Origin of the sequence: Streptomyces sp. NPDC090032, from assembly GCF_044748025.1 — a bacterium.
In the GTDB taxonomy this organism is placed as follows: domain Bacteria; phylum Actinomycetota; class Actinomycetes; order Streptomycetales; family Streptomycetaceae; genus Streptomyces.
Genome location: NZ_JBIVFF010000001.1, coordinates 267,716 through 293,304, shown reverse-complemented (window position 1 = coordinate 293,304; position 25,589 = coordinate 267,716). Strand labels below are relative to the sequence as shown.

The window sequence follows — 25,589 nt, the reverse complement described above, 5'->3', positions numbered from 1 at the left end:
CGCCGTTCAGCCGGCCGGACCCACCGCCGCGAAGTCACCGGCGGTCGCCCGCCGCAGCGCGCGCAGCTCGTGCCGGGCCAGGGGCGGCGCGGGCACGGTGAGGACCGGGCAGCCGGCGTGCGCGACGACGTACCGGTGGATCCGTCCGCGCCGCATCCGGCGTGGACGGACGCCGATGACGAGCAGGTCGTCCGGGCCCGCCACCGCCTCGCACAGCGCCCGGCCGGGCCTGGCCCTGACCACGCGGCGCACCAGGTCCACGTCCTGGGGCGGTCCGCCGAGCGCCTCGGCGAACGCGCGATCGAGGCGGGCGTGGGCCGCACCGTGCCAGTGCCGGGCCCACTGCGGGTCGGGGCGGCGGGCGTAGAGGACCTCACCCTCGGGCGGCTCCCACGCGAGGACGGCGACGAGGACCCGGCCCGAGCGGCGCGCCTGCTCGGCGGCCGCCCGCAGCGCCGCGAGCCCGCCGAGCGAGTCGCTCACCCCGACGACGACCTGCCCGGCCACGCCCCCAGGCCGTCGGGCCGCGACGGCGCTCACGGCTTCCTCCCCTTGCGCCGCTTCCCGTTCACCAGTGCGCGGACCCAGGCGCCCGCCGGCCGCGTGGTGCGCGCTTCCGCACGGCGCTGCATCTCCCGTTCGAAACGGTCCGTGACACAGCCCGCCCCGTACCCCTCCATGGCATGCCTCCTCAGCCGCTCTCCAGGCCAAAATCCCTGACCTCTGTCGAGTCTGTACGCTGATTGGCCTGGACAGCAGGGCCAATAACGGAGAGTTGGCATGGCAGGCAAGCGAGTGGTCCACGCCTTGAACACCCCGGGCACGGGCAGCATGAACAGATCCCTCGGCAGTCGGCGCCTCGCCGGCCTCCTGGCGGGGACCGCCGGGGACCGTCCCGGCTACCGCGCCCTGGCCCAGGGCGTACGCACCCTGCTGCTCGACGGGCGCATCCCGCTGCACACCCGGCTGCCCGCCGAGCGCGAGCTGGCCACGGCGCTCGGTGTCAGCCGCGCCACGGTCACCGCCGCCTACGACCTGCTGCGCGAGGGCGGGTACGCGCACAGCAGGCGCGGCGCGGGAACCTGGACCGAGCTGCCCGAGGGACAGCGGCCCGCCAGCGTGGCCGCCTTCCCCACGGGCGACGACGACGTGATCGACCTCGCCATCGCGGCCCCCGCCGCGCCCGAGGGGGAGCTCGCCGACGCGCTCGCCGCCGCGGGCACGATGCTGGCCCGGCACGCGTCGACGCCCGGCTACCACCCGTACGGGCTTCCCGAGCTGCGGGCCGCGGTCGCCGAGCGGTTCACGCGGCGCGGCCTGCCGACGCTGCCCGAGCAGATCCTCATCACCGCGGGCGCCCAGCAGGCGGTGTCGCTCACCCTGGGGCTCCTCGCCCGTGCGGGCGACCGTGTCCTGGTCGAGAACCCGTCGTACCCGAACGCCCTGGACGCGCTGAACAGGGGCGGGATGCGGGCCACGCCGGTGCCGGTCACGGACGGCGGCTGGGACACGGACCTGTTCGAGTCGGCGCTGCGGCAGACCGCGCCGCGGCTCGCCTATCTGATCCCGGACTTCCACAACCCGACCGGGCGTCTGATGCCGCGTGAGCAGCGGGTGCGGCTCCTCGAAGCGGCGCGGGCGACCGGGACCTGGCTGGTCGTGGACGAGACCGTCGCCGACATCGCGCTGGACGTGCCGACTCCCGCGCCGTTCGCCTCGCTCGCTCCGCACGGGGCGGGCGAACAGGTCGTCACGGTCGGCTCGCTGAGCAAGACGCACTGGGGCGGGCTGCGCATCGGCTGGGTCAGGGCCGGGTCACGGCTCATCACGGAACTGGCGACGGCGCGGGTGCCGGTCGACATGGCGGGTTCCGTGCTCGACCAGCTCGTCGCACTGCGGCTGCTGGAGCGGATGGACGAGGTCCTGAGCGAGCGCCTGCCGCGGATGCGGGCCCAGCGGGACGCTCTCGCCGAGGATCTGGCACGTGAACTGCCGGAGTGGCGCTGGCAGTTGCCGCCCGGCGGTCTGTCGCTCTGGATCGATCTGGGCCGCCCGATCGCCTCGGCGCTCGCCCGGGCCGCGCTGCGGCACGGGGTGCGCGTGGAGGGCGGCTCCCGCTTCGGCGCGGACCCGGGGACGCACGAGCACCGGCTGCGCTTCCCGTACACCCAGCCGCCCGAGGTCGCCAGGGAGGCGGTGCGCCGCCTGGCGCAGACCCTCGCGGACGGCCTCGGCACGACGGGCGAGGAGCCGGGACGGCCGCACTGGGTGGCGTGACACCGGCATGACGGACGGTCAACTCCCGGCCACGGACAGTCAACTTCCGTGTCTGGGCAGTCAACTTCCGTCCCCGATCAGCTCAGTGGCGGCCCGCCGAACAGTTCCACCGCGTTCCGCACGTCCCCGAGGCCCTTCGCCAGGGCGCTGACCGAGCCGATCGCGCCCGCGATCAGCAGCAGCGAGCGGCGCAGGCGCGGGACCTCGGGGAGGCCGCCGGCGGCCATCGCGTCCAGGGCGGCCAGTTCGTCCTCGGCGACGGCCCGGTCGGGGAACTCGACCGGATGGGCGGCCAGTTCACGGCGCAGCCTGGACACCGCGGTGCGCAACTCCGTCACCCGCGGATCCTCTTCGGTGCCCGCCACCAGTTTCTGCCCCACGCTCCGCAACACAGCTCTCCCCCCTCGCACGCCTTTGTGCGACCGCACACGTGCGCGTTCGCACGTGGTACGCCTTCCACGACCCCGGTGGGCGCCGGTCGCACGCGCCGCATCGGGTCGCCGGCCAGTAAACGCCACTTCCTGCCGCGCCCGCCACCACGCCGGCCGAATTCCGGCCTCACGAGTGTCCCCGGCGGTCGGCGCGCGGGGCACCCCGTGAGGTATCCAGGCTTCATGACACACGTAACGGATGAGGCTCCGGTGACGGGGCTGCTGCTCGCGGCGGGCGGCGGGCGCAGGCTCGGTGGCCGCCCGAAGGCCCTCCTGACCCACCGCGGCCGCCCCCTGGTGGAGCACGCGGTGGCGGTGCTGCGGGCGGGAGGCTGCGAGCGCGTCCACATCGTGCTGGGCGCGGCAGCCGACGACGTACGGGCGCGGGCGGACCTCGCGGGATGCGTGCTCGTGGAGAACCCGGCGTGGGAGGAGGGCATGGGTTCTTCGCTGCGGGCGGGGCTCGGTTCGCTCGCCGGGACGGGGGCGTCGGCCGCGCTCGTACTCCTTGTGGACCAACCGGGGATCGGGGCTCCGGCGGTGGCCCGGGTGCGGGCCGCGTACCGGTCCCCCGGGTCGCTCGCGGCGGCCTCGTACGACGGGGAGCGCGGGCATCCGGTCCTGTTCGGGGCGGACCACTGGCCGGGGATCGTGGCGAGTGCGGCCGGGGACCGCGGGGCACGCGCGTACCTGAAGGAGCACGCTTCGAAGCTCACGCTCGTGGAGTGCGGCGATGTGGCCGATGACTACGACATCGACACCGAGGCCGACCTGAAGCACCTTGAGTGAGAGAGGCATGAACGGGGCGTGAGGAGCCTGGCACTGAGCGCCACGTTATGTCGTCCCGAAGAATCTCGACATCAACAAACCATTGAACTTCCACAATGAGGAAACTAGTATCCACTGTTCAGAAGGGCCGGTCCCCCCGCGCGGGGTCCGTAGTCGTATCCCGGCGCCCCCGGCACTCAGTGCCGCCCGCGCCCGTTCGCTGAAGGAAGTGACAGCTCATGTCCGCACCAGCGCCGTCCCCGCTGGCCATCGTCGACGCAGAGCCCCTGCCCAGGCAGGAAGAGGTGCTCACGGACGCGGCCCTCGCCTTCGTGGCCGAGCTGCACCGGCTGTTCACGCCCCGGCGTGACGAGCTCCTCACCCGCCGCGCGGAGCGTCGCGCCGAGATCGCCCGCACCTCCACGCTCGACTTCCTCCCGGAGACCGCTCACATCCGCGAGGACACCACCTGGCGCGTCGCCCCCGCCCCGGCCGCGCTGAACGACCGCCGCGTCGAGATCACCGGCCCCACCGACCGCAAGATGACCATCAACGCCCTCAACTCGGGCGCCAAGGTCTGGCTCGCGGACTTCGAGGACGCCTCGGCCCCCACCTGGGAGAACGTCGTCCTGGGCCAGGTCAACCTGATGGACGCCTACACGCGGAACATCGACTTCACCGACGAGCGCACCGGCAAGTCGTACGCCCTCAAGGGCAACGACGAGCTCGCGACCGTCGTGATGCGCCCGCGCGGCTGGCACCTGGAGGAGCGCCACCTGAAGGACGAGGCCGGCCGCCCCGTCCCCGGCGCGCTCGTCGACTTCGGCCTGTACTTCTTCCACAACGCCAAGCGCCTGATCGAGCTCGGCAAGGGCCCGTACTTCTACCTCCCGAAGACGGAGTCGCACCTGGAGGCCCGCCTCTGGAACGAGATCTTCGTCTTCGCGCAGGACTACGTCGGGATCCCGCAGGGCACCGTCCGCGCGACCGTCCTGATCGAGACGATCACGGCCGCGTACGAGATGGACGAGATCCTCTACGAGCTCCGTGACCACGCCGCCGGCCTCAACGCGGGCCGCTGGGACTACCTGTTCTCCATCGTCAAGAACTTCCGTGACGGTGGCGCCAAGTTCGTCCTGCCGGACCGCAACCTGGTCACGATGACGGCCCCGTTCATGCGCGCGTACACCGAACTCCTCGTCCGCACCTGCCACAAGCGGGGCGCGCACGCGATCGGCGGCATGGCGGCGTTCATCCCGTCGCGGCGCGACGCCGAGGTCAACAAGGTCGCGTTCGAGAAGGTCAAGAACGACAAGGACCGCGAGGCCGGCGACGGCTTCGACGGCTCGTGGGTCGCCCACCCCGACCTGGTCCCGATCGCGATGGCGTCCTTCGACGCGGTCCTCGGCGACAGGCCGAACCAGAAGGAGCGCCTGCGCGAGGACGTGTCCGTCGCGCCCGGCGACCTGATCGCGATCGACTCCCTCGACGCCAGGCCCACCTACGACGGTCTGGTCAACGCCGTCCAGGTCGGCATCCGCTACATCGAGGCGTGGCTGCGCGGCCTCGGCGCCGTCGCCATCTTCAACCTCATGGAGGACGCGGCCACCGCCGAGATCTCCCGCTCGCAGATCTGGCAGTGGATCAACGCCGGTGTCGTCTTCGAGGGCGGCGAGCACTCGGGCACGACGGCCACGGCCGACCTGGCCCGCGAGGTCGCGGCCCAGGAGCTCGCGAACATCAAGGCCGAGATCGGCGAGGAGGCCTTCGCGGCCGGCAAGTGGCAGCAGGCCCACGACCTGCTCCTCCAGGTCTCCCTGGACGCGGACTACGCCGACTTCCTGACGCTGCCCGCGTACGAGCAGCTCGCCGGCTGAGTCCCGCCCCGCACCACCCGAGCCCTCGGCACCGCACAGCGCCGGGGGTTCGGTCGTGTCCGGGACCGAACCTCGCTATCCCAGGTGGACGGACCAGTCCTGTTCGGCGGCCGGCTTGCCATGCAGGTCGGGGACGCGTTTGAGCCAGTCGGGGCGGCCCTTCTCCGTGGCGGCGGCGCGGCGCGCGTCGGCGGCCGCCAGCTGGTCGCGCGAGGGGAAGTCCGTGGGCACCCACGCGGCGGACGTACGGGCGCGGGCCGCGAGGTAGGAGACGTACGCCTCACGGACCTCGTCCGGCGTGGTGAAGCCCGGCTCGTCGGTCAGCCACGCGTCGGGGACGAGGGCGGTGATCTCGCGGAGCATCTCCTCGGTGACGAGAGGAGCCAGCTCCGCGTCGGCGCCCGCCGTGTCGGGCCCGTAGGCGCCGAGGGCGTGATGGCGGAAGTCGTACGCCTTGTCGGGCGCGGACGCGTCCCAGCGGTGGTGGAAGACCAGGGCGGCGCCGTGGTCGATCAGCCACAGCTTCGGCTCCTGGATGCCGAAGGTGGGCCAGACCATCAGGTTGGAGCTGTGGATCGTGCGGTCCACGTTGACCGTGAGGGCGTCGAGCCACACGATCTTCCCGGCCTCCAGCGGGTCCACCGGGAAGGCGGCGGCGACCTCGGGCGTGAAGTCCTTGGCGCCCGGCAGGAAGTCCATCCCGAGATTGAGCCCGTCGCTCGCGCGCAGCAGGTCCTGGACCTCCTGGTGCGGCTCGTCGGCGGCCACCTCGGGGTCGAAGTGGACGCGGACCAGCTCGGGGAAGCGCAGGCCGAGACGGCGCGCCAGCTCACCGACGACGATCTCCGCGACGAGGGCCTTGCGCCCCTGCGCGGAGCCGGTGAACTTCACGACATAGGTCCCCAGGTCGTCGGCCTCGACGACCCCGGGCACGGAGCCGCCGCTCCGCAGAGGGTTCAGATACCGGACAGCCGTCACTTCTCGCAGCACACCGGCCAGCCTAATGGGCGGCGTCCATGGCTGACGGTTGGCCGGGATCGCACCGTTGGGGCTCTGGGGCCGCGCGGCGCGGGGTGACTGCCGGTAGCGTCGTGGCGGCTGTGGAGATCTCCTTGCGCGATCTTCCTTGCGCGGGACCGACGATGGGGACAGGGACGCATGGTGGACGGTGGCCGGGTCGCGGTCGTGGGTGGGAGCATCGCAGGCTGCGCCGCGGCTCTCGCGGCCCGTCGCGGGGGTGCGGACGAGATCGTCGTGTACGAGCGGGCCGCGGGCTCCCTCGCGGAACGCGGCGTGGGGCTCGCGGTGCACGACGCGCGCTACGCCGAGCTGGAGTCGGCCGGGTACATGGACGCGGGCATGCCGTGGGTGGGGCTGGTGCGCCGCCGCTGGTACGTGAGGGCCGGGTCCGCCGGGGACACGGTGCTCGGGCGTGAGATCGCCGCCCTGCCGTTCCCGTTCCGTACGTACAACTGGGGGCCGCTCTGGCGCGATCTGCGTCGGGCGGTGCCCGCGGACGTCGAGTTCCGTACGGGTGCGGCGGTGGCGCGGGTCGAGGCGACGGCGGGCGGCGCCCGCGTACACACGGCGGCCGGTGGCGCCGAGGAGTTCGGTCTCGTCATCGGCGCGGACGGCTACCGATCGGCGGTGAGGGCCTGCGCGTTCCCGGACGTACAGCCGCGGTACGCGGGATATCTGGCGTGGCGGGGCGCGTTCCCCGCAGAGCGGCTCGCCGAGCCCGGCCTGTGGGCGGAGGAGGACTGCGCGTACGTCGTGTTCCCCGGCGGGCACCTCATCGTCTACCGGATCCCGGACGGCGGCCCGGCCGGCGGCCACCGCGTGAACTGGGTTCTCTACACGGCTCCCCCGCCGGGCGTCGACGCGGCGCTGCGCGTCGACCTGCCGACGAGCCTGCCGCCGGGCACCCTCACCGACGCGCTGCACTCCCATCTCGCCTACGTGGCGGACGAGTTGCTGCCGCCCTACTGGGGTGACCTGGTCCGCCTGACGGCCCCGGACGAGCTGGCCCTCCAGCCCATGTACGACTTCACGGCCCCGCGGTACGCGACGGGCCGGTTCCTGCTGACGGGGGACGCGGCGACGGTCGCGCGCCCGCACACCGGGGCGGGCGCGGTGAAGGCCCTCCAGGACGGCGCCGCCCTCGAATTCGCGTTCCGCTCCACGCCCGACTTCGACGAGGCGCTCGCCGCGTACGACAACGCCCGTACGGAGGCCGGCGGCGCGCTGGTCGGGCTCGGGCGGAGCCTGGGCCGTGCGCTCGTGCAGGAGACGCCGGACTGGCGGGAGTTGGACCAGGCCGGTCTTGAGGCCTGGTGGGAACAGGCGGACGGAACCGGGGTGTTCGGCGGTAAACAGCTGGATTCCGGCACGGGCCCGCATCCCCGCTGACCATCCGTTTTGTTGTGCGCGTACGTTGATCCATAAGATCCGGCGATGATCATAAGAAAACGGCTGGCGGCGGGAACCTGTGTCCTGTTCGCCGCCCTGACCATGGGGCTGACGCCCGTCGGCGCCTCCGCGGCGGACAACCCTGACGGGCAGCCCACGGCCGCCCCGAAGGTCGAGCTCGTGCTCGACGTGAGCGGTTCCATGCGGGCACGCGACATCGACGGCGGAAGCCGCATGGCCGCCGCGAAGCAGGCGTTCAACGAGGTGCTCGACGCGACGCCGAAGGAGGTCGAGCTCGGCATCCGCACGCTGGGCGCCAACTACCGCGGCGAGGACCGGAAGGTGGGCTGCAAGGACACCGCGCAGCTCTATCCGGTCGGACCGCTCGACCGCACCGAGGCGAAGACCGCCGTCGCCACCCTGGCTCCCACCGGCTGGACGCCCATCGGCCCCGCGCTTCTGAAAGCGGCCGACGACCTGAACGGCGGCGACGGATCGCGCCGCATCGTCCTCATCAGCGACGGCGAGGACACCTGCCAGCCGCTCGACCCCTGCGAGGTCGCCCGCGACATCGCCGCGAAGGGCATCAACCTCACCATCGACACACTCGGCCTGGTCCCGGACGCCAAGACGCGTGACCAGCTGAGCTGCATCGCCGAGGCCACCGGCGGCACGTACACCTCCGTGCGGCACACCGATGAACTCACCGACCGCGTCGGCCAGTTGGTCGACCGCGCGGCCGACCCCGTGGTCAACCCCGTGGCCGTCGAGGGCGCGAAGGAGTGCACCGGCGCGCCGGAGATCAAGCCGGGCCTGTACGCGGACCGCGAGACGTTCGGCGAGCACCGCTTCTACCGCGTGGCCGTCGCTCCCGGACAGGAGCTGCGCGCCTCGGTGAGCGTGGCCGCGGACCGCGCGGTCAACAAGGACTACGGCGTGCTGCTGCGCGCGGTCACCGAGCACGGCCGTGAGATCGTCCGGGGCTCGGAGGCGGGCGACGGTCGCACGGACGTGATCTCGACGGGCCTGCGCTACCCGAAGCCCGAACAGAACGATGACGAGTCGGACGAGGCGGCGGCCGAGACCGTCTGCCTCCAGGTGTCGAACTCCTACTCGGCCCCGGCTTCGGTCAAGACGACACCGGGCCTCCCGGTCGAGCTGACCGTGGACGTCGTGGACGCGCCGAGCGCGGCGTCCGACGTGGCCGCGTTCGGCCTCGGCCGCGGCTGGTGGCTGCTCGGCGCCCTGGTGCTCACCGGCTTCGCGGCGGGTGTGCTGTGGGGCTGGATCTCGCGCTGGCGGGTCGCGGTCTGGAGGACCAACTGATGTGTACGACGAAGCTGTTGGCGACGGCGGGGCTCCTCGGCGCGAGCGCGCTGACCGCACTGCTCGGGGCGGGTACGGCGTTCGCCGGCTCGGGCGACTTGGGCAATTCCGGTGACTCCGGTGACGGCAAGGCGCCCACCGAGGCGGGCACGTCGTTCCGCACCGCGCAGGAGGTGGAACAGGGGCAGCGGGCCACCGCGGGCGCCTCCACGGGTGACTACCTGTACTGGTCGTTCCCGGCGGACGCCGGGCAGCGGCCCACGGTCAAGGCGACGGTGAAGCTGCCGGACTCGGCCACGCGGCCCTCGGGCGCGACGTGGCGGATCGACGTGTACGACGGGCTGAGGCGCCGTCAGTCCTGCATGTACGGGACGCAGTCGAGGGCGACGGCGCCGGACGCGACGTCGGTCGACCTGTCCTGCACACTGCGTACGGTGCGGGCCTGGTCGGAACAGTGGGCGAACGACCCGCTGCCCGGCACGTACTACGTCCGGCTCACGGCGGCCACGCTGACCCCCTCCGACCAGGGGCTTCCCGTCTCGGCCGAGGTCGAGGTGACCTCGAAGGAGGTCGGCGGCTCCGCGGCGGTGGACGGCTCGCTCGCGGCCCCGCTCGTGCCGGGCTCGACGACGGAGGAGGCCGCCGCCGCAGGCGACGCCTCCGACAACGCCTCTGATGAGGAGAACGGCTCGTCGGCGAGCCAGGCTCTCGCGACGGGCGAGCCCGAGGACGGCTGGTCCGCCGGCTGGTGGTCGGACCGCTGGGTCTGGACGGCGGCGGGCGGAATCCTGGCCGCGCTCGCCGGTATCGGCGGCTACGCCCTGACGCGCGGCACGCGCCGCCCGTCCCGGGTACCGCCGGGCATGTGACACCCCCGCCCATGGCACCCGGCGCACATCAAGTGCCGGGTGCCATGGGCGAGTTGATCACCCCTCTTCACGCCTCCCGCAGCGCCTTCGCCAGGGTGCCGTCACCGGACACGGCGACACGGCCCGCGCGCGCCGCCTCCTCCAGCGTCAGCTCGCCCCGCACCACGGCGACACAGGTCTCCGTACCGAGGACGAGCCGCGCATCGGGCTCACCGGCCACGGCCCCCTCGCCGTAGACAGGCCCGCCCGCGCCCGAGCCGCCGACCCGTACATGGAACTCCCCCTCGTCCAGGCGGACTTCCACCACGCCCTCGCTCCCGAGCCGCTCCAGATGACTCAGGAGCGGCAGCGCGAACCAGTGCGCACGCACCGCGTCCGTGGGCCTGCGCTCCTCGAGGTCGGGCGCGCCCCACTCCCCAAGCGCCTGGAGCACCGGCAGCAACTGCCTTCCGCGCGGGGTCAGTTCATACACGTACGCCGAGACGGGTGCGGGCAGCCTGCGGCGCTCGGCGACGCCCTCGCGCTCCATGTCCTTCAGCCGCGAGGCGAGCACGTCCGTGCTGACGCCGGGCAGGTCGGCGTGCAGATCGGTGTAGCGGCGCGGCCCGGCGAGGAGCTCACGGACGATCAGGAGCGTCCAGCGGTCCCCGACGGCGTCGAGGGCGCGGGCGGCGGCGCAGTGCTGGTCGTAGCTTCGGCGTGGCATGGCTCGCAGTCTATGCAACTTGTTGGACTTTCCAAGCAGTCACTTGGTAAAACCAAGTCACACACGTCACGGGCAGGTCGCGGGAGGGCACCACATGGAGTTCCGGCAGTCGAGCAAGCTCAGCGAGGTCTGCTACGAGATCCGCGGCCCGGTGATCGAGCACGCCAACGCCCTGGAGGAGGCGGGCCACAGCGTCCTGCGCCTCAACACCGGCAACCCCGCGCTCTTCGGCTTCGAGGCGCCCGAGGAGATCGTCCAGGACATGATCCGGATGCTCCCCCAGGCTCACGGCTACACCGATTCGCGGGGCGTGCTGTCCGCCCGCCGCGCCGTCGCCCAGCGCTATCAGGCGCTCGGCCTCGAGGTCGGCGTCGACGACGTGTTCCTCGGCAACGGCGTGTCCGAGCTGGTCTCCATGGCCGTACAGGCACTCCTGGAGGACGGCGACGAAGTCCTCATCCCCGCCCCGGACTTCCCGCTGTGGACGGCCGTCACCACGCTCTGCGGCGGCAGGGCCGTGCACTACATCTGCGACGAGTCGGCCGACTGGTACCCCGACCTCGACGACATGGCCGCGAAGATCACCGACCGCACCAAGGCCGTCGTCATCATCAACCCCAACAACCCCACGGGCGCCGTCTACCCCAAGGAGATCATCGAGGGCATCCTCGACCTCGCCCGCCGGCACGGACTGATGGTGCTCGCGGACGAGATCTACGACCAGATCCTGTACGACGACGCGGTCCACCACAGCGTCGCCACCCTCGCCCCGGACCTGGTCGTCCTCACCTTCTGCGGTCTCTCCAAGACCTACCGCGTCGCGGGCTTCCGCTCCGGCTGGCTGGTCGTCACCGGACCGCAGCAGCACGCCCGCAACTACCTGGAGGGCCTGACGATGCTCGCCTCCATGCGACTGTGCGCCAACGCCCCCGCCCAGTACGCCATCCAGGCCGCGCTCGGCGGCCGCCAGTCCATCCGCGAACTGACCGCGCCGGGCGGCCGCCTCCTCGAACAGCGCGACAAGGCGTGGGAGAAGCTCAACGAGATCCCGGGCGTCTCCTGCGTGAAACCGAAGGGCGCCCTGTACGCGTTCCCGCGCATCGACCCCAAGGTCCATCCCATCGTCGACGACGAGAAGTTCGTCCTCGACCTGCTGCTGCGCGAGAAGATCCAGGTCGTCCAGGGCACCGGTTTCAACTGGCCGCGCCCGGACCACTTCCGCATCCTCACCCTCCCGTACGCTGACGATCTCGACGCCGCGATCAGCCGGATCGGGCGCTTCCTGAGTGGGTACCGCCAGTGACGTTCTGCACCACCTGCGCCCTGCCGAGCCTGACGCAGTTCGCCTCGCCCGGACTCGTCGAGGCGATCGTGGAGGGCACCTTCGACCGGGCCGCCGACCCCGCCTGGGAGACGTCGGGCGCGTCCACGGTGGAGGATTACGCGCTCTGGTGCGGCCATCTGTGCGGCATGACGTGTCTGCGCATGGCGCTCGGACCGGACGCGCCCAGCCTGTTCGACCTGCGCGACGGAGCGCTCAAGTACGGCGCGTACACAGTGGATGCGGAGGGCGACATCCACGGTCTGATCTACGCCCCGTTCGCCGAGTACGCCCGGGAGGAACTCGGTCTGGACGCCACCGTCCACCGCCATCTGACGGTCGACGAGATCGCCGGGCTGCTGGATACGGGCCGTACGGTCATGGCCTCGGTCCACTACGGGATCCGCCGCCCGGAGCGCCCGGCGCCCGGCCGGGGCGGGCACCTGGTCCTTGTCACGGCTCGCGACGGTGACCGCTTCCACTTCCACAATCCTTCGGGGATCAGCCCCGAAACCCGTTGCGCGGAACTGCCGTTGACGATGTTCGGGACGTTCTTCGCGGGCCGGGGAGTCTCGTTGGGGCCTGGACATGGAGCGGGTCCGAGGGCGTAGCCGGCCCCCGGACCCCATGAATGCCACTCACATCACACGCCGACACGCTTGAGGACCCGGGTCAGTGTCAATGCCCTGCGTCCTGCCTTTGGACTACCGCCCATCGAGCTGGGCGGGCCGGATTCGAACCGGCAATTCGGGGCCTGGGGCCCGGGTCCGATCGATTCGGCGATGAGCGGCGAATACTGAGTCTGGAGCAAGAGTCTGAGATTGATGGCGGTCCGCGTGTGCTGTGCGGACCGCACCGTCACGACAAGCTTCAGCTTCAGCTTTGCGCTCCTCGCGCACCCCGGCCGCCGGCTGAGCGGCGCCCGGGGAGTCTTGAATGCGGCTCCGGATCAGCCGAACAGGTAGCTGAACACGGGGTCACCCGCCCGCTGGTCGGCCACCTCCGCCGCGTTCGCCTCCTCGCGGGCGAACTTGACGGCCTGCTGGAGCCTCTCGATCCGGTCGAGCAGCTCGTTCACCCTGCGCGCGGGCAGCGCGCCGGAGAACTTCACGGTCGTCCAGTACCCGACGGGCACGTCCTCGTAGTACACCTCGACCTGCGCCGGGTGCTTCTCCGTCGCCTCGGCCTTCACGTGGTTGCGCGGCACCTTCTTGGTACGCAGCGTCCGCACCGGCTCCGTCTTCCAGTCGTCGGTCGACGGGTCCTGCGTCCACGACTCGGAGGCGTCGAGCACGGGCAGCTTGCGCACGAAGGTGTTGAGGTCGACGAGCTGCTTCTCCAGGAAGAGCAGATACGCGACCGGCACCTGGCTCAGGACGGTCCGTCCGTCGACGGTGACATCGGCGCGCGCCTCGCAGTTCGCCCAGTCCTTGGTGGCGGTCACATCGAACAGCCGGGTGAGCGTCTTCGCGGTGTCGCGCAGCACGTGCTCGGCCCGCACCTGGACCCGCGTCGACTCGGGCGGCAGCTGCTCGCCCTCCTCGTCCTTGGGCTGGTAGGTACGCGAGATCCCGGCCAGGAGCGCCGGCTTCTGAAGCCCGTGATGGGCAGCCGTCAGGTCCTGGTGTGCCTTGGACTTGACGCCTTTCTCGACTGCGATGATCTGATTGAGTTTCGTTGCCACGCGAGAAAGGTAGTCAGGGACCGCACCGAGAATCGAATGATTTTTCCCAGGCCCACGAGGAGCAACTCACCATGGATGCGGCCCTGATAGCCGTGGTCGGTACCCTGCTCGGTTCCGTCGTCACCCACTTCTTCCAGGCGCGGTCCACGGAACGGGTCGCCGGGCTCGCCCGTGCCGAGCAGCTGCGTCAGGAGCGGATCTCCAGTTACAGCGCGTTCGCCGGAGCCGTGTTCGACTACCGGCGCAGTCAGAACGACCGGTGGTTCCGGGCGATGGAGGTACCGGGGTCGTCACAGGCGGAGGACGCCCGCTTCGCCTCGTACGAGGCGCGGATCAACGCGCGACAGGCGCTGGCGCGGGTGCAGTTGGTGTGCGACCGCGCGGATACGCGCCAACTGGCCGAGGCTTCCTTCGAGTTGGCGAATTGCCTGCACGAGGCAGTGGACGAGGAGGACCGTGACCGGCGTTCTCGGCGGTGCAAGGACGCCATCGCTCGGTTCATCGACTCGGCGGCCCCGAGCGTGCACTGACCGGTGCCCGACGACGGGAGCACGACATGGCCAGGAGCGATCAACGCCCTCGGTGGGCAACACCTCTGCATGACAGACAGGCCGCTGCTCCTCCTCGACGTCGACGGGCCCCTCAACCCGTACGCCGCCCGCCTCCCCCGCCTGCGCGGTTACGCCGCTCACCGCTTCCACCCCGAGAACTGGCTCTCGCGCCAGACCCCAGGCTCCCGCAGCCACCGGCGCGGACTACGGGTCGTACTCAACCCTTCCCACGGCCGGCGCCTGGCCGGCCTGCCCTTCGAACTGGCCTGGGCGACCACCTGGATGCACGAGGCGAACGAGATGATCGGCCCGGCGATCGGCCTGCCCGCCGCGCTCCCGGTGATCGAGTGGCCCGAGCTGTTCGCCCGGGATCCCGACGGCCTCTACTGGAAGACCCGCCCGCTGCTCGACTGGGCGGCCGGGCGGCCCTTCGCCTGGGTCGACGACATGATCACGGATCTGGACTCCCGCCATGTCACCGAGCATCACGACGCCCCGGCCCTGCTCCTGCGCATCCACCCACGCCACGGGCTGCGCGAGCCGGACTTCACGACACTGACACGGTGGGCCGAGGCGCTGTGACGGGACGCGGTCTGCTTTGAGGTGTGTGCGGTGAGGTGTGTGCGGTGAGGTGTGCTCCGTGAGCAGGGCGCCGTGAGCTGATCGCGGGGCGCCGTCTGCTGTCTGCAGGGCGCCGTGAGCAATGAGCCGTGTGCCTTGCGTGGTCCGGCTCTTGACGGTCCGTCGGACGAGCCGTCAACGGCCGAGCAGGGCCGTGAGGGCTCCGACCGGGTCCGTGTCGGGGGTGCCTCTCGGCCACCAGTCCTCGCGGCCGCGGTCCGACTCGTAGCCGTACCAGAGGCCTTCGCGGCCGAGGCGGAGCTGGAGGTTGTCGGTGGACAGCCTGTTGCGGTGGGGTCGGAAGTGGGGGAAGTCCGCGGCGATGAGGGCCGGGCGGGCCCGGTCGAAGGGGCCGGCCGGCGGGTCCCACTCCTCTTCCAGGACGTCCAGGCCCGCCAGTCCGCCCTGGCGCCAGGCGGCGACGGCGCGGGCCAGGTCGGTGGCCGTGCGTCCGGTGCCCTGCGCGAGGGACTTGTACAGGGCTCGCGTGGACGCCGCGAGGCCGGAGCCGGGGTGGGCGGCAGCGAGCCGGACCGCGTCCTGCCAGGGGGTGAGCCCGGCGATCGGGTCGATGCCCCGGGTGAGGAACGTGTGGGCACGGGCCGCGGCCTCCGTGGCGAGGAGGTCGAGGGCGAGCGGGTCGGGGGCGCCGGACGCGTGCGGGTAGACGGGCGGGCGGCCCGGGTGCGCGGGGGCCGGGAACGGCGGGGGCAGGAGCGGCAGGATGCGGGGCGCGAGGGCTTCGCGGGCCGCGACCGAGGGCAGCGCCGGGGCCGTGGCGGAGCGCTCACCGGCGGCCCGCGCCGCGTTCCGCCGGGTGAGGTCGGCGAGGAGCTCCTGTTCGCCACGGCCGCGCAGCAGGAAGAGGACGAACGGGTCCTCGTCGAGCAGTCGTGCCGTCTGGTAGCAGAGCGCGGCCGCGTGCTTGCAGGGGTAACCGTCGTCCGGGCAGGAGCAGTCGGGAATCAGGTCACCGACGGCGGGCAGGAGGTCGGCGACGGCGGCCAGCGCGTGCGGGACGTCCTTGTCGAGGAGCGCGGCCATGTGGTCGGGGCGGGCGGCCGCCGTGTCGAGGATGCGCTCCCAGTCGTCGTCGTGGAGGGTGCGCAGGCGGATCTCCGTGCGGTACGGCCTGGGGCGTGAGCCGTGGACGTAGGCCATGACGCGGCCGGGGGTCGCGGTGATGGCGTCGACGTGCCCGCGGTCGGCGTAGGCGCGGCCGCGGGTGAGGCGGGCCGTGTCGAGCGCCGTGTCCACGAGGGCGTCCACCCATGCGTTCCCCCACCAGGTCAGGGCGAAGTCGTCGGCCGTGCGGGTGCGGGGCGGCAGGGGCGGGAAGGTGCGGCGGCGGTCGTCGACGCGGGCGCGGGCCTGGGCGTGCGCGCCCGCGCGGCCCGGCGTGTGGGGTGTCATGCCGTCCTCCGTGTCATGCCGTCCTCCTGAGGGAGACGAGGTCGGCGAGCTCCCGGTCGGTCAGCTCGGTCAGGGCGGCTTCGCCGGAGCCGAGGACCGCGTCCGCGAGGGCCTTCTTCGCGGCGAGCATCTCGGCGATCCGGTCCTCGACGGTGCCTTCGGTGATGAGGCGGTGCACCTGGACGGGCTGGGTCTGGCCGATGCGGTAGGCGCGGTCGGTGGCCTGCTCCTCGACAGCCGGATTCCACCAGCGGTCGAAGTGGACGACGTGGCCCGCGCGGGTGAGGTTCAGGCCGGTGCCGGCGGCCTTCAGTGAGAGCAGGAAGACGGGGACCTCGCCGGACTGGAAACGGTCGACCATGCGCTCGCGTTCGGCCACGGGGGTTCCGCCGTGCAGGAGTTGGGAGGGGATGGCGCGGGCGGCGAGGTGGGTCGCGAGGAGGCGGGCCATGGACACGTACTGCGTGAAGATGAGGACGGAGCCGTCCTCCGCGAGGATCGTGTCGAGGAGTTCGTCGAGCAGGGCGAGCTTGCCGGAGCGGCCGGTGAGGCGGGCCCGCGGGGCGTCCGCCTCCTTGAGGAACTGCGCCGGATGGTTGCAGATCTGCTTGAGCGACGTGAGGAGCTTCATGATCAGGCCGCGGCGTGCGATGCCTTCGGCGGCCTCGATCTCCGCCATCGCCTCGCGGACGACCGCCTCGTAGAGCGAGGCCTGTTCCCGGGTGAGGGGGGCCGGGTGGTCGGACTCGGTCTTGGGCGGCAGCTCGGGGACGATCCCGGGGTCGGACTTCTTGCGGCGGAGCAGGAACGGCCGCACGAGGCGGGCCAGGCGCTCGACGGCCCCGGCGTCCTCGCCGGTCTCCACTGCGCGCGCGTGCCGTGCGCGGAAGGACTTGAGGGGGCCGAGCAGTCCGGGGGTCGTCCAGTCGAGCAGGGCCCACAGCTCGGAGAGGTTGTTCTCCACGGGAGTGCCGGTGAGCGCGATGCGGGCCGGCGAGGGGATCGTGCGCAGCGCCTTGGCGGTGGCGGAGAAGGGGTTCTTGATGTGCTGCGCCTCGTCGGCGACGACCATGCCCCAGGTGTGCCCGGCCAGTTCGGCGGCGCGGGTGCGCAGGGTGCCGTACGTGGTGAGGACGAAACCGCCGTCGAGGCCGTCGAGGGTGCGGTCGGTGCCGTGGAAGCGGCGGACGGGGACGCCGGGGGCGAAGCGGGTGATCTCGCGCTGCCAGTTCCCGAGGAGGGACGCAGGGCAGACGACGAGGGTGGGCGCCGCCTTGTTCCTGCGCAGGTGGAGCGCGATGAGGGTGACCGTCTTGCCGAGGCCCATGTCGTCGGCGAGACAGCCGCCGAGGCCGAGCGAGGTCATGAGGTCGAGCCAGGCCAGGCCCCGCAGCTGGTAGTCGCGGAGCGTGGCGTGCAGGCCGGCGGGCTGGGTGACGGCTGAGGGGCCTTCGACGAGGCGGTCACGGAGGTGGGCGAGGACTCCGGTGGGGACGGCCTCGACGCGCTCGCCGTCGATGTCGGCCTCTCCGGTGAGGGCCACGGCGAGGGCGTCGACGGGCTGGAGCAGGCCCAGCTCACGCTTACGGGCCTTGCGTACGAGGTCGGGGTCGACGACGACCCACTGGTCGCGCAGCCGGACGACGGGCCGGTGGGACTCGGCGAGTTCGTCCATCTCGCGCTCGGAGAGAGGGTCGCCGTCGAGCGCCAACTGCCAGTTGAACTTGAGGAGTTCCTCACCGTCGAAGAACGGGGTGCCGTCGGTGGCGGAACCGGGCGCCGCCGCGCGCACCACGGCGGTGGCGGTGAGGGCGCGGGCCAGGTCCCTGGGCCAGTGGACCTCGACGCCCGCGTCCGCGAGGCGGGCCGCGGCCGGGCCGAGCAGGTCGAGCAGCTCGCCCTCGGAGAGTGCGAGGACGTCGGGCACGTCACGCTCCAGGACGCGGCCGAGCGGGGGCCAGACGCGGGCGGCGCGGCGCAGGGCGAGGACGGCGTCGATCCGGGCGCGCGGCCCGAAGTGCGCCTCGCCGTCGCCGGCCCAGAGCCGCGCGGCGTCGACGACCTGGGTGGGGTCGGCGAGGCTGTGCACCTGGACGAGGGCGGCGCCGGCCCGCCGCCGCTCCTGGGCGCCTGGGCCTCCCTGGCCGTCCTCACCGGCGGAGGCGGGGTCGGTGGCATCGGCAGCATCATCAGCATCGTCCGTGTCGAACAGCGTGAAGTTCGAGAGGTCGAGGCGCAGGGACACCCGTACGCCCGCGTCCATCCCGGCGGCGGCCTCGACGGCCCAGGCACGCGCGCGGGGCAGGTGCTGCGGCGCGAAGGAGGCGAACGGCGCTCCGGCTGCGAAGGGGGCCGCGGGGCTGCGCGGCAGGGAGTCGGCGACCGCGTCGAGGAACGCGCGCACCAGAGCTTCGGGCTCGGGGAGCCGGAGCGGCTTGGAGCCCTCCACCGGCGCGGCATGGGCCTCGTACGGCATGGCGGCGGCGATGGCGCGCAGCTGGGCGATGTCGTCCGCGTCGAGGGGGCCCGCGCGCCACGCGTCGTGGTCGGAGGCCGTGAGGCCGGGCAGGAGGCGGCCACGGCCGACGAGGTGCAGGGCGTGCAGGGCTGCGGCGCCCCAGCAGGCCGCGGCGGGATGGGCTCCAGGGGTGTGGCGGGCCCTGACGAGCAGGGGCAGGGCGTCGGTGACGGGCAGCCGGACCGCGGGCACCGTCCGGGCGCGGGCGCCCGCGCCGTGCGGCCGGACGACGGTGAGCGGTGTGGCGCCGGCCAGGTCCGTGCCGTCCGGGTACCAGAACGCGACGCTGCTCTCGCGCGGCAGGGGCGCGGGAAGGAACACGGCGGCCGCGGCGACGGTGATGCCCCGATGGTCGGTCTGCTCCGTCATGGCCGGGCTCCTTTCCCTGGTCGGCAGATGGGTACGCCCTGGTCGGTGCGGCGTGCGTCGCCCTCGTCCGGTGGGACCGGCGACGTCTACGACCTTACGGGCGGGGTCTGACAATCAAGGCCGGGCGTCCCTCCCGCACCGCGTGTACGGTTCGAACGACGGGCCCTGGCAGGATCGCCGGGCCCGGACGACGGCAGCCTCGGAGAGAACAGGACAGTCGCATGGGTGACCTGCTGCTGGTCCGGCACGGCGAGACCGAGTGGGCCCTGTCCGGGAAGCACACGGGCTCGACCGACATCCCGCTGACGGAGAACGGCCGCGCGCAGGCGCGCAAGCTCGCACCACTCGTCGGCAGCTATCACATCGGTGCCGTCTTCTCGAGCCCGATGGTGCGGGCGTACGAGACCGCGCAGCTCGCGGGTCTGGAGAACGTGCGGGTGGACGCCGACCTGTGCGAGTGGGACTACGGCGCCTACGAGGGCGTCACGACGCTGGAGATCCAGCGCAGCCGGCCCGGCTGGTTCCTCTTCACGGACGGGGTCGAGCCCGGACCTCCGGAGCACCCCGGCGAGAGCCCCGAAGAGGTGGGGGCGCGGGCCGACCGCATGCTCGCGAAGGTGGACGCCGCCCTCTCGGAGAACGAGGGCAGCGTCGTCCTCGTCGGCCACGGCCACTTCCTCCGCGTCCTCACCGCGCGCAGGCTCGGCCTGACACCTGCGGACGGCGCGCATTTCCTGCTGGCCACGGGCACGGTCAGCAGGCTCAGCACGGAGCACGGCCGTCCGGTCGTCGCCGGGTGGAACCTGCGGCCCTGATACGCCATCGGACCCGGCCGTCGTCAGACCCCATTTGGTCAGACCCCGCTGCCAGAACCCGTCTCGTCGGGCCCCGTCGTCAGACCCCGTTGTCAGACCCGTGCTGCACCATCGGAACGTACGGAGCACGTACCGGCCGAGGGACAGGACCAGGGGGTGGCATCATGACCAGGCCGCTGTCCGCCGCGCAGCGGCGCATCGTCGAGGAGGCCGACCCGGTCACCGGGCGCCTCAAGGGCAGTGAGGCCCAGCTCGCGCGCCTCGTCCTGATGAAGCTCGCGTTCCGGCACCCACGCCCGCCGCACGGCCACTTCCTGACACCGGCCGGACACCGGATACGGGAGGCGGGGGACGAACCGGAGCGCGCCCAACAGCCCCCGCCACCGGCAGCATCGGGCGGCGGCCCGTTTGCGGCACGGGTCGGCGGAGAGCCGCCGGTCCCGGACGGTCAGGCGAGGGCGCGCGAGGTGCGCAGCGCCTGGCAGGGGCTCGTGGAGATGCGCCGGATGACCAACCCTGAGGGCGCCACCGACCGCCCGTGCGCCTGGGAGCGCGCTCATCTGGTGCAGGCCGCCGCCCTCGCCCTGGAAGCTGCGGGCTGCCGGCCGGCGGAGGGTGACGCCGGGGACGGACACCGGGTCGACGCGACACCACAGCCGGAGGCCGTGGCGGTACGGGGACGTGGGCCGGACGGAATCACGGGCCGCGCCGCCGCGTTGGAGCGGGCGGGGTGGCAGGTCAGCGAGCACGCCCAACCCCGCACCGGTGGGCGGTACTTGCTGGCGTCACCGAGACGGGCGTGACACCGTGCCCGCCGAGGGACCCGAACCGGAAGCGGCAGCCGTATCCGTAGCCGAAACACCGGACCCGGCAGGCGCAGTAGCCGTAGGAACCGTAGTAACCGTCGAAGGGAAAATTGTGGCCGAGCCGTTCACCGTGCACATACAAGTGCGCGGGTACGAGACCGATTCGCAGGGGCACCTCAATCAGAGCGTGTATCTGCAGTACGCGGAGCACGCACGATGGGCGCTGCTTCAGCAGGGCGGGATCCGGCAGGCCGACCTGCTGGCGAAGGGGGTCGGCCCCGTCACCTTGGAGACGACGATCCGCTACCGCCGCGAGCTGCGCGCGGGTGACGAGCTGGACGTGAGCTGTGCGTTCGTGTGGACGGAGGGCAAGACGTTCCGGATCGAGCAGTCGGTGCGCAAGACCGACGGCACGCTCGCGGCCGAACTGACCGGGGTGGGAGGCCTGATGGACCTCAAGGAGCGCAAGCTCGTGGCGGATCCGCGCGAATACTTCCGGGCACTCGCGTCGGACCCGCGCTCCTTCGGCCTCTGATTCACCGGCCACGCCGAGCCGTGGGAGGCGCTGCCGCCGGACGTGCTGCCGGGCGAGGCGGGCCGGCGACTCGCGCGCGGGCCCGTGGCGCTCGGGCCCGCGCCTGACCCCGACGCCGTGCTCGCGCCCTGGCAGAGGTGCATGCCGGGCGCGAGCACGGTGTCGGCCTGCCCCCCTGAATCGCGCCCTCGCCCCACGCCGGGCCACGCCACCACTCCCCGCCACATACAAAGCCGCCGTTCACGTGCAGGAACACCGGCACGGGCTCTTCGTTCCCCGCCCCGGACCCCCAACTCCCTTCCGCTTGACGGGTATACGTCACCCGCAATCTCTGGTAGGAAACCTTCCTAACAGTTCGCGGAACAACGAGCTCCCCCATGGAGGTCCCGTGCACACCCCCCACATACGCACGTCACGACGCACCCTGCTCGCCCTGATCGGCGCCTCGGTCGTCGCGGCCCCGCTCCTGACGACCCAGCTCGCGACGGCCACGCCCGTGTCCGCGAGCGGGCTCGACGACCCGGCGAAGAAGGAGATCGCCATGCAGCTGGTGTCGAGCGCCGAGAACTCCTCACTCGACTGGAAGGCCCAGTACGGCTACATCGAGGACATCGGCGACGGCCGCGGCTACACCGCCGGGATCATCGGCTTCTGTTCCGGCACCGGCGACATGCTCGACCTCGTGGAGCTCTACACGCAGCGCGAGCCCGGCAACGTCCTCGCGAAGTACCTGCCCGCCCTGCGCGAGGTGGACGGCACCGACTCGCACGAAGGCCTCGACCCGAACTACGAGCGCGACTGGGAGAAGGCGGCCGAGGGCTCCGCGTTCCAGCAGGCCCAGAACGACGAGCGCGACCGCGTGTACTTCAACCCGGCGGTCTCGCAGGGCAAGGCGGACGGCATCGGCACGCTCGGGCAGTTCGCGTACTACGACGCCATCGTGATGCACGGCGACGGCGATGACGCGACCAGCTTCCGCAACATCCGCAAGCGCGCCCTCGCCCAGGCCGAGCCCCCGGCACAGGGCGGCGACGAGGTCACCTACCTGAACGCGTTCCTCGACGCGCGAGTGTGGGCCATGAAGCAGGAGGAGGCCCACAGCGACACGAGCCGCGTCGACACCGCGCAGCGCGTCTTCCTGGAGAACGGCAACCTGAATCTGGACCCGCCGCTGGACTGGAAGGTGTACGGGGACAGCTACCACATCGGCTGACAACTCCCGTCGCGAGGCGGCGCGTTCGGCATTGACTGGTGCCGGGCGCGCCGCTTCCGCGTACCCCCGAACGGCCCACGCGCCACTTGCCCCCGGCTCACCATGATCGCTACGGTCCCGGGCAGCCACGCGTCTACGCGCGTCACCCTGAGCCGTTACCCGACGTCCCCCGAAGCGAGAGGCCCGCCCATGCAGCTCCGCCACAAGTCACTGCTCGCCGCCGCCACCGCGACCCTTGCCCTGGTGGCAGCGGGCCAGGCCGGAGCCGCGGGCCCCTGGGTGCAGGTCGGCGACGACGTGAAGTCCGGCATCAGCGGGCTCGCCCTCACGGAGCACTCCGGCGGAACGGTCCACGCGCTCGTCGTGCGCGACAACAAGAAGCCGGGCGACAACCGGATCGCCCAACTCACCTACAGCGAGGGTGAGTCCGCCTCCGCCGTCGTCACCCCGGTGACCTGGGACGGCGCGGAGCCGATCGACCTGGAGGCCGTCGAGGCGGTACCGGGCGCGCCCGGCGAGTATGTGGCCCTGGCCAGCCGGGGACTCGTCTACCACCTGCGGCTGACCGGCGGCACGGTGAAGGTGCTCGACCTCTCGCCGCTCCCCGGAATCCGCGAGGGCGACGACTTCGAGAGCTTCGCACTGGCCTCGGACAAGGGGAAGCTCGCGGCGGTGTGGGCGGACCGGGGAGACGGGGCCGAGCGGCCCGCGACGGTCTTCGCGGCGCCGTTCTCCTACGACCAGTACGGGGACGCGAAGTTCGGGGCGCCGCAGTCGGCGTCGTTCCGGGCTCCGTACCCGACGGGTGACGTCCGGCACGTGTCCGACATCTCGGTGACCGATGACGGGCGGATGCTCGTCAGTTCGGCGTCGGACGCAGGGAACGACGGGCCGTTCGACTCGGGGGTGAGCCTGGCGGGGCGTGTGCGGATCTCGGGGGCGGGGGCGGTGCGGCTGACGGTCTCCGACTCTCCCGAGCTGCTGGGAAAGTTCACGGGATTCAAGATCGAGGCGCTGGAGTGGGTGCCCGGGTCGAGTGACGCGGTGCTCGGTACGGACGACGAGAACAAGGGCGGCTCGGTCAGGACCGCCACCCTTGCCCTGACAGCGCGCACTGACGCCCCCTGACATCTGGTCGGGGTGGTCTCTTCGCTCCAGGGCCTGTCCGACGGGTCGCGTCACCGACCCCGCACCGACAGCACTGTCACCCGAATGGGCATGCCACCCACATGGGTGAAGATTAGGCTGATTGGTGCCCCAAGCTGTGGTATTTCGTGAAAGGGGAACCAAATGCGTATTCGACGAATCCTCGCCGCCGTCATCGCCACGGCAGCCCTCACCGGACTCGGCCTCACAGGCGCCGCCAGCGTCACCGCCGCCACACAGGGTGCCCCCAGCGACGTCACCCCTTCTCAGTGCAAGCAGGGCGGCGGAATGGCCGATCTGACGGACAACCTCTGTAAGGGCGGTACGCACAACGGGGAGACAGTCGACTAACCCCCACAAGGCGCCCCGCAGTCACGCGCCGCGGGGCACTCCCGACGGCGTCCGCGTCGGTCAGCGGGTGCGGAGACTGCTGGTGTACACGTCCGTACGGTTCTGTGGTGCGCCGGAGTGGGTCTCGGTGAGCACCGCCCGTACTCCCTTGCCGGCTGCCACCAGGCCTTGGTAGTCACCGAGGAAGTAGCCCCCGGCGAACGGCGCCTGCAGCCAGTCGAAGACCCGCGAGATCCGTCGTTCGGACCGGTGCTTCGGGTTTCCGTGCTGCAGCGTGGCCAGTTGGTAGGCGGTGGGCAGGGTGGTGGTGTTGCCGGGCTTGAGGAAGCGCAGGTCGTAGTAGGTGAGCGCGACCGTGCCCCGCCCGGCGACCGCGATCGACGGTGAGAAGGCCGGAACGCCCTTGGGGCTGATCAGCTCCGGGGGCCCCCAGGTGCGTCCGCCGTCGGTGGACCGCACAAGCTGGACGGAGTCGAATTTTCCACCGGAGAAGTCCGAGCCCTCGTAGGCCATGTACAGCGCGCCTGTCTTGGGGTCGACGGCCGGGCTCGGCAGTGTGGCCCCGGCGCGCAGCAGTTTGGTGGGGTCGTTCGGGTCGACCTCCGGCACGGAGGTGTCCCGGGCCACGGTGACCGGGGCGCTCCAGGTCTCTCCGGCGTCGGCCGAGGTGACCATCGCGTAGTGGGCTTCGACGACGGTGCTCAGGTCGTCCGCGTAGGTGATCTGGTCGAAGAAGTCGTACAGGGTGCCGGTGCGCCGGTCGGCGACGATCAGATGGCCGATGGTCTGGGTGTTGGGCACGGTGCTGGTGTCGACGAACGGCCGGGCCTTGCTCCAGGTGCGGCCGCCGTCGCGGGTGAGGGAGATGTAGCCGGGACCGTCGAGGGAGCTGGGGCCGGGCGGGTCGTTGTCGAGGCGGTCCCAGACCTGGTAGGCGGTGCCCTTGCGGACGGGGTCGGCGGTGAGTGAGGGCTTGTCGTTGAAGAAGGGCTGCTCGTCGACGTGCGTGGTGGTGAGGTTCCGCCAAGTGCGGCCGCCGTCGCGGGACGTGACTGCCAGGAGGGCGCTGCGCGTGCTCTTCGTGAAGTCGACGCCCTCCCCGCCGGCGTAGACCGTGCCGTCCGGTCCGGTGCTCACCCAGGGGTCGGAGGCCCGTTCGAAGTCCGCGCCACCGGGGGCGCACAGGCTGAACGGCAGCGTGCTCCGGTGGAAGGTGTGGCCGTCCGTGGTCCAGCCCGCCGCCAGGCCACGGGCGCCGCCGTCGTTCCAGCGGTCCTGCTGGAACACGGTGACCACGCGCTTGGAGTCGCGCGGATCGACGGACAGGTACGGCTCGACCTCGGTGGCCGGGTAGACGACGCTGTCGGGGGACCTCGCTCCGATGGTGCACTTCGCGTACGGGTCGCCGTGGGACACCTTGACCAGTGGCGTGCCGTCGGGGTTCCGGCCTGCTGCGGCGGGAGTCGCGCCGGTGGCCGTGACGAGCAGGAGCGCGGCGGTGGTGACGGCGGTCAGGGGCAGGCAGACGCGCATGCGGGATTTCCTCCGGGCCTGTCGGCGGGGGTACGGGACCGCCGGCATCA

The 25,589-nt window shown here is 72.1% G+C and carries 24 protein-coding genes; 16 read left to right on the top strand and 8 right to left on the bottom strand.

Annotated features, from left to right (window positions below; all coding sequences use genetic code 11):
- Positions 1–6: 6 nt before the first annotated feature.
- Complete coding sequence (locus ACIPWY_RS01220; protein WP_362898859.1) at positions 7–540, bottom strand: universal stress protein; 534 nt, start codon at positions 538–540, stop codon at positions 7–9.
- A gap of 240 nt (positions 541–780) precedes the next feature.
- Between ACIPWY_RS01220 and ACIPWY_RS01215 the strand changes: the two genes are divergently transcribed.
- Positions 781–2,277, top strand: a complete 1,497-nt coding sequence (locus ACIPWY_RS01215; protein ID WP_383897245.1) for a PLP-dependent aminotransferase family protein — start codon at positions 781–783, stop codon at positions 2,275–2,277.
- Positions 2,278–2,354: 77 nt separating this feature from the next.
- On the opposite strand, the gene ACIPWY_RS01210 is transcribed toward ACIPWY_RS01215, so the two are convergent.
- A complete protein-coding gene (locus tag ACIPWY_RS01210; RefSeq protein ID WP_393700022.1) occupies positions 2,355–2,669 on the bottom strand; it encodes a DUF5955 family protein in 315 nt (104 codons plus the stop codon).
- A 222-nt stretch (positions 2,670–2,891) separates the two neighbouring features.
- On the opposite strand from ACIPWY_RS01210, the gene ACIPWY_RS01205 reads away from it, so the two are divergent.
- A complete protein-coding gene (locus ACIPWY_RS01205) occupies positions 2,892–3,497 on the top strand; it encodes an NTP transferase domain-containing protein (RefSeq protein WP_401532006.1) in 606 nt (201 codons plus the stop codon).
- A gap of 218 nt (positions 3,498–3,715) precedes the next feature.
- Positions 3,716–5,353 carry a malate synthase A gene (gene aceB / locus ACIPWY_RS01200; protein WP_362898867.1) on the top strand — a complete coding sequence of 546 codons (1,638 nt, stop codon included), beginning with the start codon at positions 3,716–3,718 and terminating at the stop codon, positions 5,351–5,353.
- 75 nt (positions 5,354–5,428) lie between these two features.
- Here aceB and ACIPWY_RS01195 read toward each other — a convergent pair whose 3' ends face one another.
- Positions 5,429–6,343, bottom strand: coding sequence for a HipA family kinase (locus ACIPWY_RS01195; protein ID WP_401532005.1), 915 nt, complete (start codon positions 6,341–6,343; stop codon positions 5,429–5,431).
- Between the two features lie 168 nt (positions 6,344–6,511).
- On the opposite strand from ACIPWY_RS01195, the gene ACIPWY_RS01190 reads away from it, so the two are divergent.
- The 3 genes from ACIPWY_RS01190 to ACIPWY_RS01180 are packed head-to-tail and all read left to right on the top strand — an operon-like array spanning position 6,512 to position 9,957.
- A complete protein-coding gene (locus ACIPWY_RS01190) occupies positions 6,512–7,762 on the top strand; it encodes an FAD-dependent monooxygenase (RefSeq protein WP_401532004.1) in 1,251 nt (416 codons plus the stop codon).
- Positions 7,763–7,807: 45 nt separating this feature from the next.
- Positions 7,808–9,088, top strand: coding sequence for a VWA domain-containing protein (locus ACIPWY_RS01185; protein WP_362898870.1), 1,281 nt, complete (start codon positions 7,808–7,810; stop codon positions 9,086–9,088).
- Entirely contained in the window at positions 9,088–9,957 is an 870-nt protein-coding gene (locus ACIPWY_RS01180; RefSeq protein ID WP_401532003.1) for a hypothetical protein, read from the top strand. Before ACIPWY_RS01185 ends, ACIPWY_RS01180 begins: the two co-directional genes overlap by 1 nt.
- A 67-nt stretch (positions 9,958–10,024) precedes the next feature.
- Here ACIPWY_RS01180 and ACIPWY_RS01175 read toward each other — a convergent pair whose 3' ends face one another.
- On the bottom strand, positions 10,025–10,663 hold the full coding sequence (locus tag ACIPWY_RS01175; RefSeq protein ID WP_362898874.1) for a helix-turn-helix domain-containing protein: 639 nt from the start codon (positions 10,661–10,663) through the stop codon (positions 10,025–10,027).
- A gap of 94 nt (positions 10,664–10,757) precedes the next feature.
- Here ACIPWY_RS01175 and ACIPWY_RS01170 point away from each other — a divergent pair, with 94 nt between their 5' ends.
- Positions 10,758–11,966 carry a pyridoxal phosphate-dependent aminotransferase gene (locus ACIPWY_RS01170; RefSeq protein WP_362898876.1) on the top strand — a complete coding sequence of 403 codons (1,209 nt, stop codon included), beginning with the start codon at positions 10,758–10,760 and terminating at the stop codon, positions 11,964–11,966.
- On the top strand, positions 11,963–12,595 hold the full coding sequence (locus ACIPWY_RS01165; protein WP_362898878.1) for a peptidase: 633 nt from the start codon (positions 11,963–11,965) through the stop codon (positions 12,593–12,595). The genes ACIPWY_RS01170 and ACIPWY_RS01165 overlap by 4 nt, the downstream gene beginning before the upstream one ends.
- A 338-nt stretch (positions 12,596–12,933) precedes the next feature.
- Here ACIPWY_RS01165 and ACIPWY_RS01160 read toward each other — a convergent pair whose 3' ends face one another.
- Positions 12,934–13,668, bottom strand: coding sequence for a hypothetical protein (locus tag ACIPWY_RS01160; RefSeq protein ID WP_362898880.1), 735 nt, complete (start codon positions 13,666–13,668; stop codon positions 12,934–12,936).
- A 71-nt stretch (positions 13,669–13,739) separates the two neighbouring features.
- On the opposite strand from ACIPWY_RS01160, the gene ACIPWY_RS01155 reads away from it, so the two are divergent.
- Both ACIPWY_RS01155 and ACIPWY_RS01150 read left to right on the top strand, forming a co-directional pair.
- Complete coding sequence (locus tag ACIPWY_RS01155) at positions 13,740–14,198, top strand: hypothetical protein (RefSeq protein ID WP_362898882.1); 459 nt, start codon at positions 13,740–13,742, stop codon at positions 14,196–14,198.
- 69 nt (positions 14,199–14,267) lie between these two features.
- Positions 14,268–14,801 carry a hypothetical protein gene (locus tag ACIPWY_RS01150; RefSeq protein WP_362898884.1) on the top strand — a complete coding sequence of 178 codons (534 nt, stop codon included), beginning with the start codon at positions 14,268–14,270 and terminating at the stop codon, positions 14,799–14,801.
- Between the two features lie 174 nt (positions 14,802–14,975).
- On the opposite strand, the gene ACIPWY_RS01145 is transcribed toward ACIPWY_RS01150, so the two are convergent.
- Positions 14,976–16,253, bottom strand: a complete 1,278-nt coding sequence (locus tag ACIPWY_RS01145; protein WP_401532002.1) for an SWIM zinc finger family protein — start codon at positions 16,251–16,253, stop codon at positions 14,976–14,978.
- 13 nt (positions 16,254–16,266) lie between these two features.
- Positions 16,267–19,140 (bottom strand): DEAD/DEAH box helicase, encoded by a 2,874-nt coding sequence (locus ACIPWY_RS01140; protein ID WP_401532001.1) that lies wholly within the window; start codon positions 19,138–19,140, stop codon positions 16,267–16,269.
- Positions 19,141–19,361: 221 nt separating this feature from the next.
- On the opposite strand from ACIPWY_RS01140, the gene ACIPWY_RS01135 reads away from it, so the two are divergent.
- The 6 genes from ACIPWY_RS01135 (at position 19,362) to ACIPWY_RS01110 (ending at position 24,006) form a co-directional block, all read left to right on the top strand.
- Entirely contained in the window at positions 19,362–19,955 is a 594-nt protein-coding gene (locus tag ACIPWY_RS01135) for a histidine phosphatase family protein (protein WP_393700041.1), read from the top strand.
- Between the two features lie 164 nt (positions 19,956–20,119).
- On the top strand, positions 20,120–20,758 hold the full coding sequence (locus tag ACIPWY_RS01130) for a hypothetical protein (protein WP_401532000.1): 639 nt from the start codon (positions 20,120–20,122) through the stop codon (positions 20,756–20,758).
- A 115-nt stretch (positions 20,759–20,873) separates the two neighbouring features.
- Positions 20,874–21,296: an acyl-CoA thioesterase gene (locus ACIPWY_RS01125; RefSeq protein WP_362898894.1), complete on the top strand. Its 423-nt coding sequence runs from the start codon at positions 20,874–20,876 to the stop codon at positions 21,294–21,296.
- 388 nt (positions 21,297–21,684) lie between these two features.
- Positions 21,685–22,509: a chitosanase gene (locus ACIPWY_RS01120; RefSeq protein WP_401531999.1), complete on the top strand. Its 825-nt coding sequence runs from the start codon at positions 21,685–21,687 to the stop codon at positions 22,507–22,509.
- Between the two features lie 189 nt (positions 22,510–22,698).
- Positions 22,699–23,637 carry a hypothetical protein gene (locus ACIPWY_RS01115; RefSeq protein ID WP_401531998.1) on the top strand — a complete coding sequence of 313 codons (939 nt, stop codon included), beginning with the start codon at positions 22,699–22,701 and terminating at the stop codon, positions 23,635–23,637.
- Positions 23,638–23,799: 162 nt separating this feature from the next.
- On the top strand, positions 23,800–24,006 hold the full coding sequence (locus ACIPWY_RS01110) for a hypothetical protein (RefSeq protein ID WP_362898900.1): 207 nt from the start codon (positions 23,800–23,802) through the stop codon (positions 24,004–24,006).
- 60 nt (positions 24,007–24,066) lie between these two features.
- Here the strand turns inward: ACIPWY_RS01110 and ACIPWY_RS01105 are convergent, their stop codons facing one another.
- Positions 24,067–25,539 (bottom strand): sialidase family protein, encoded by a 1,473-nt coding sequence (locus ACIPWY_RS01105; protein ID WP_401531997.1) that lies wholly within the window; start codon positions 25,537–25,539, stop codon positions 24,067–24,069.
- Positions 25,540–25,589: the final 50 nt, after the last annotated feature.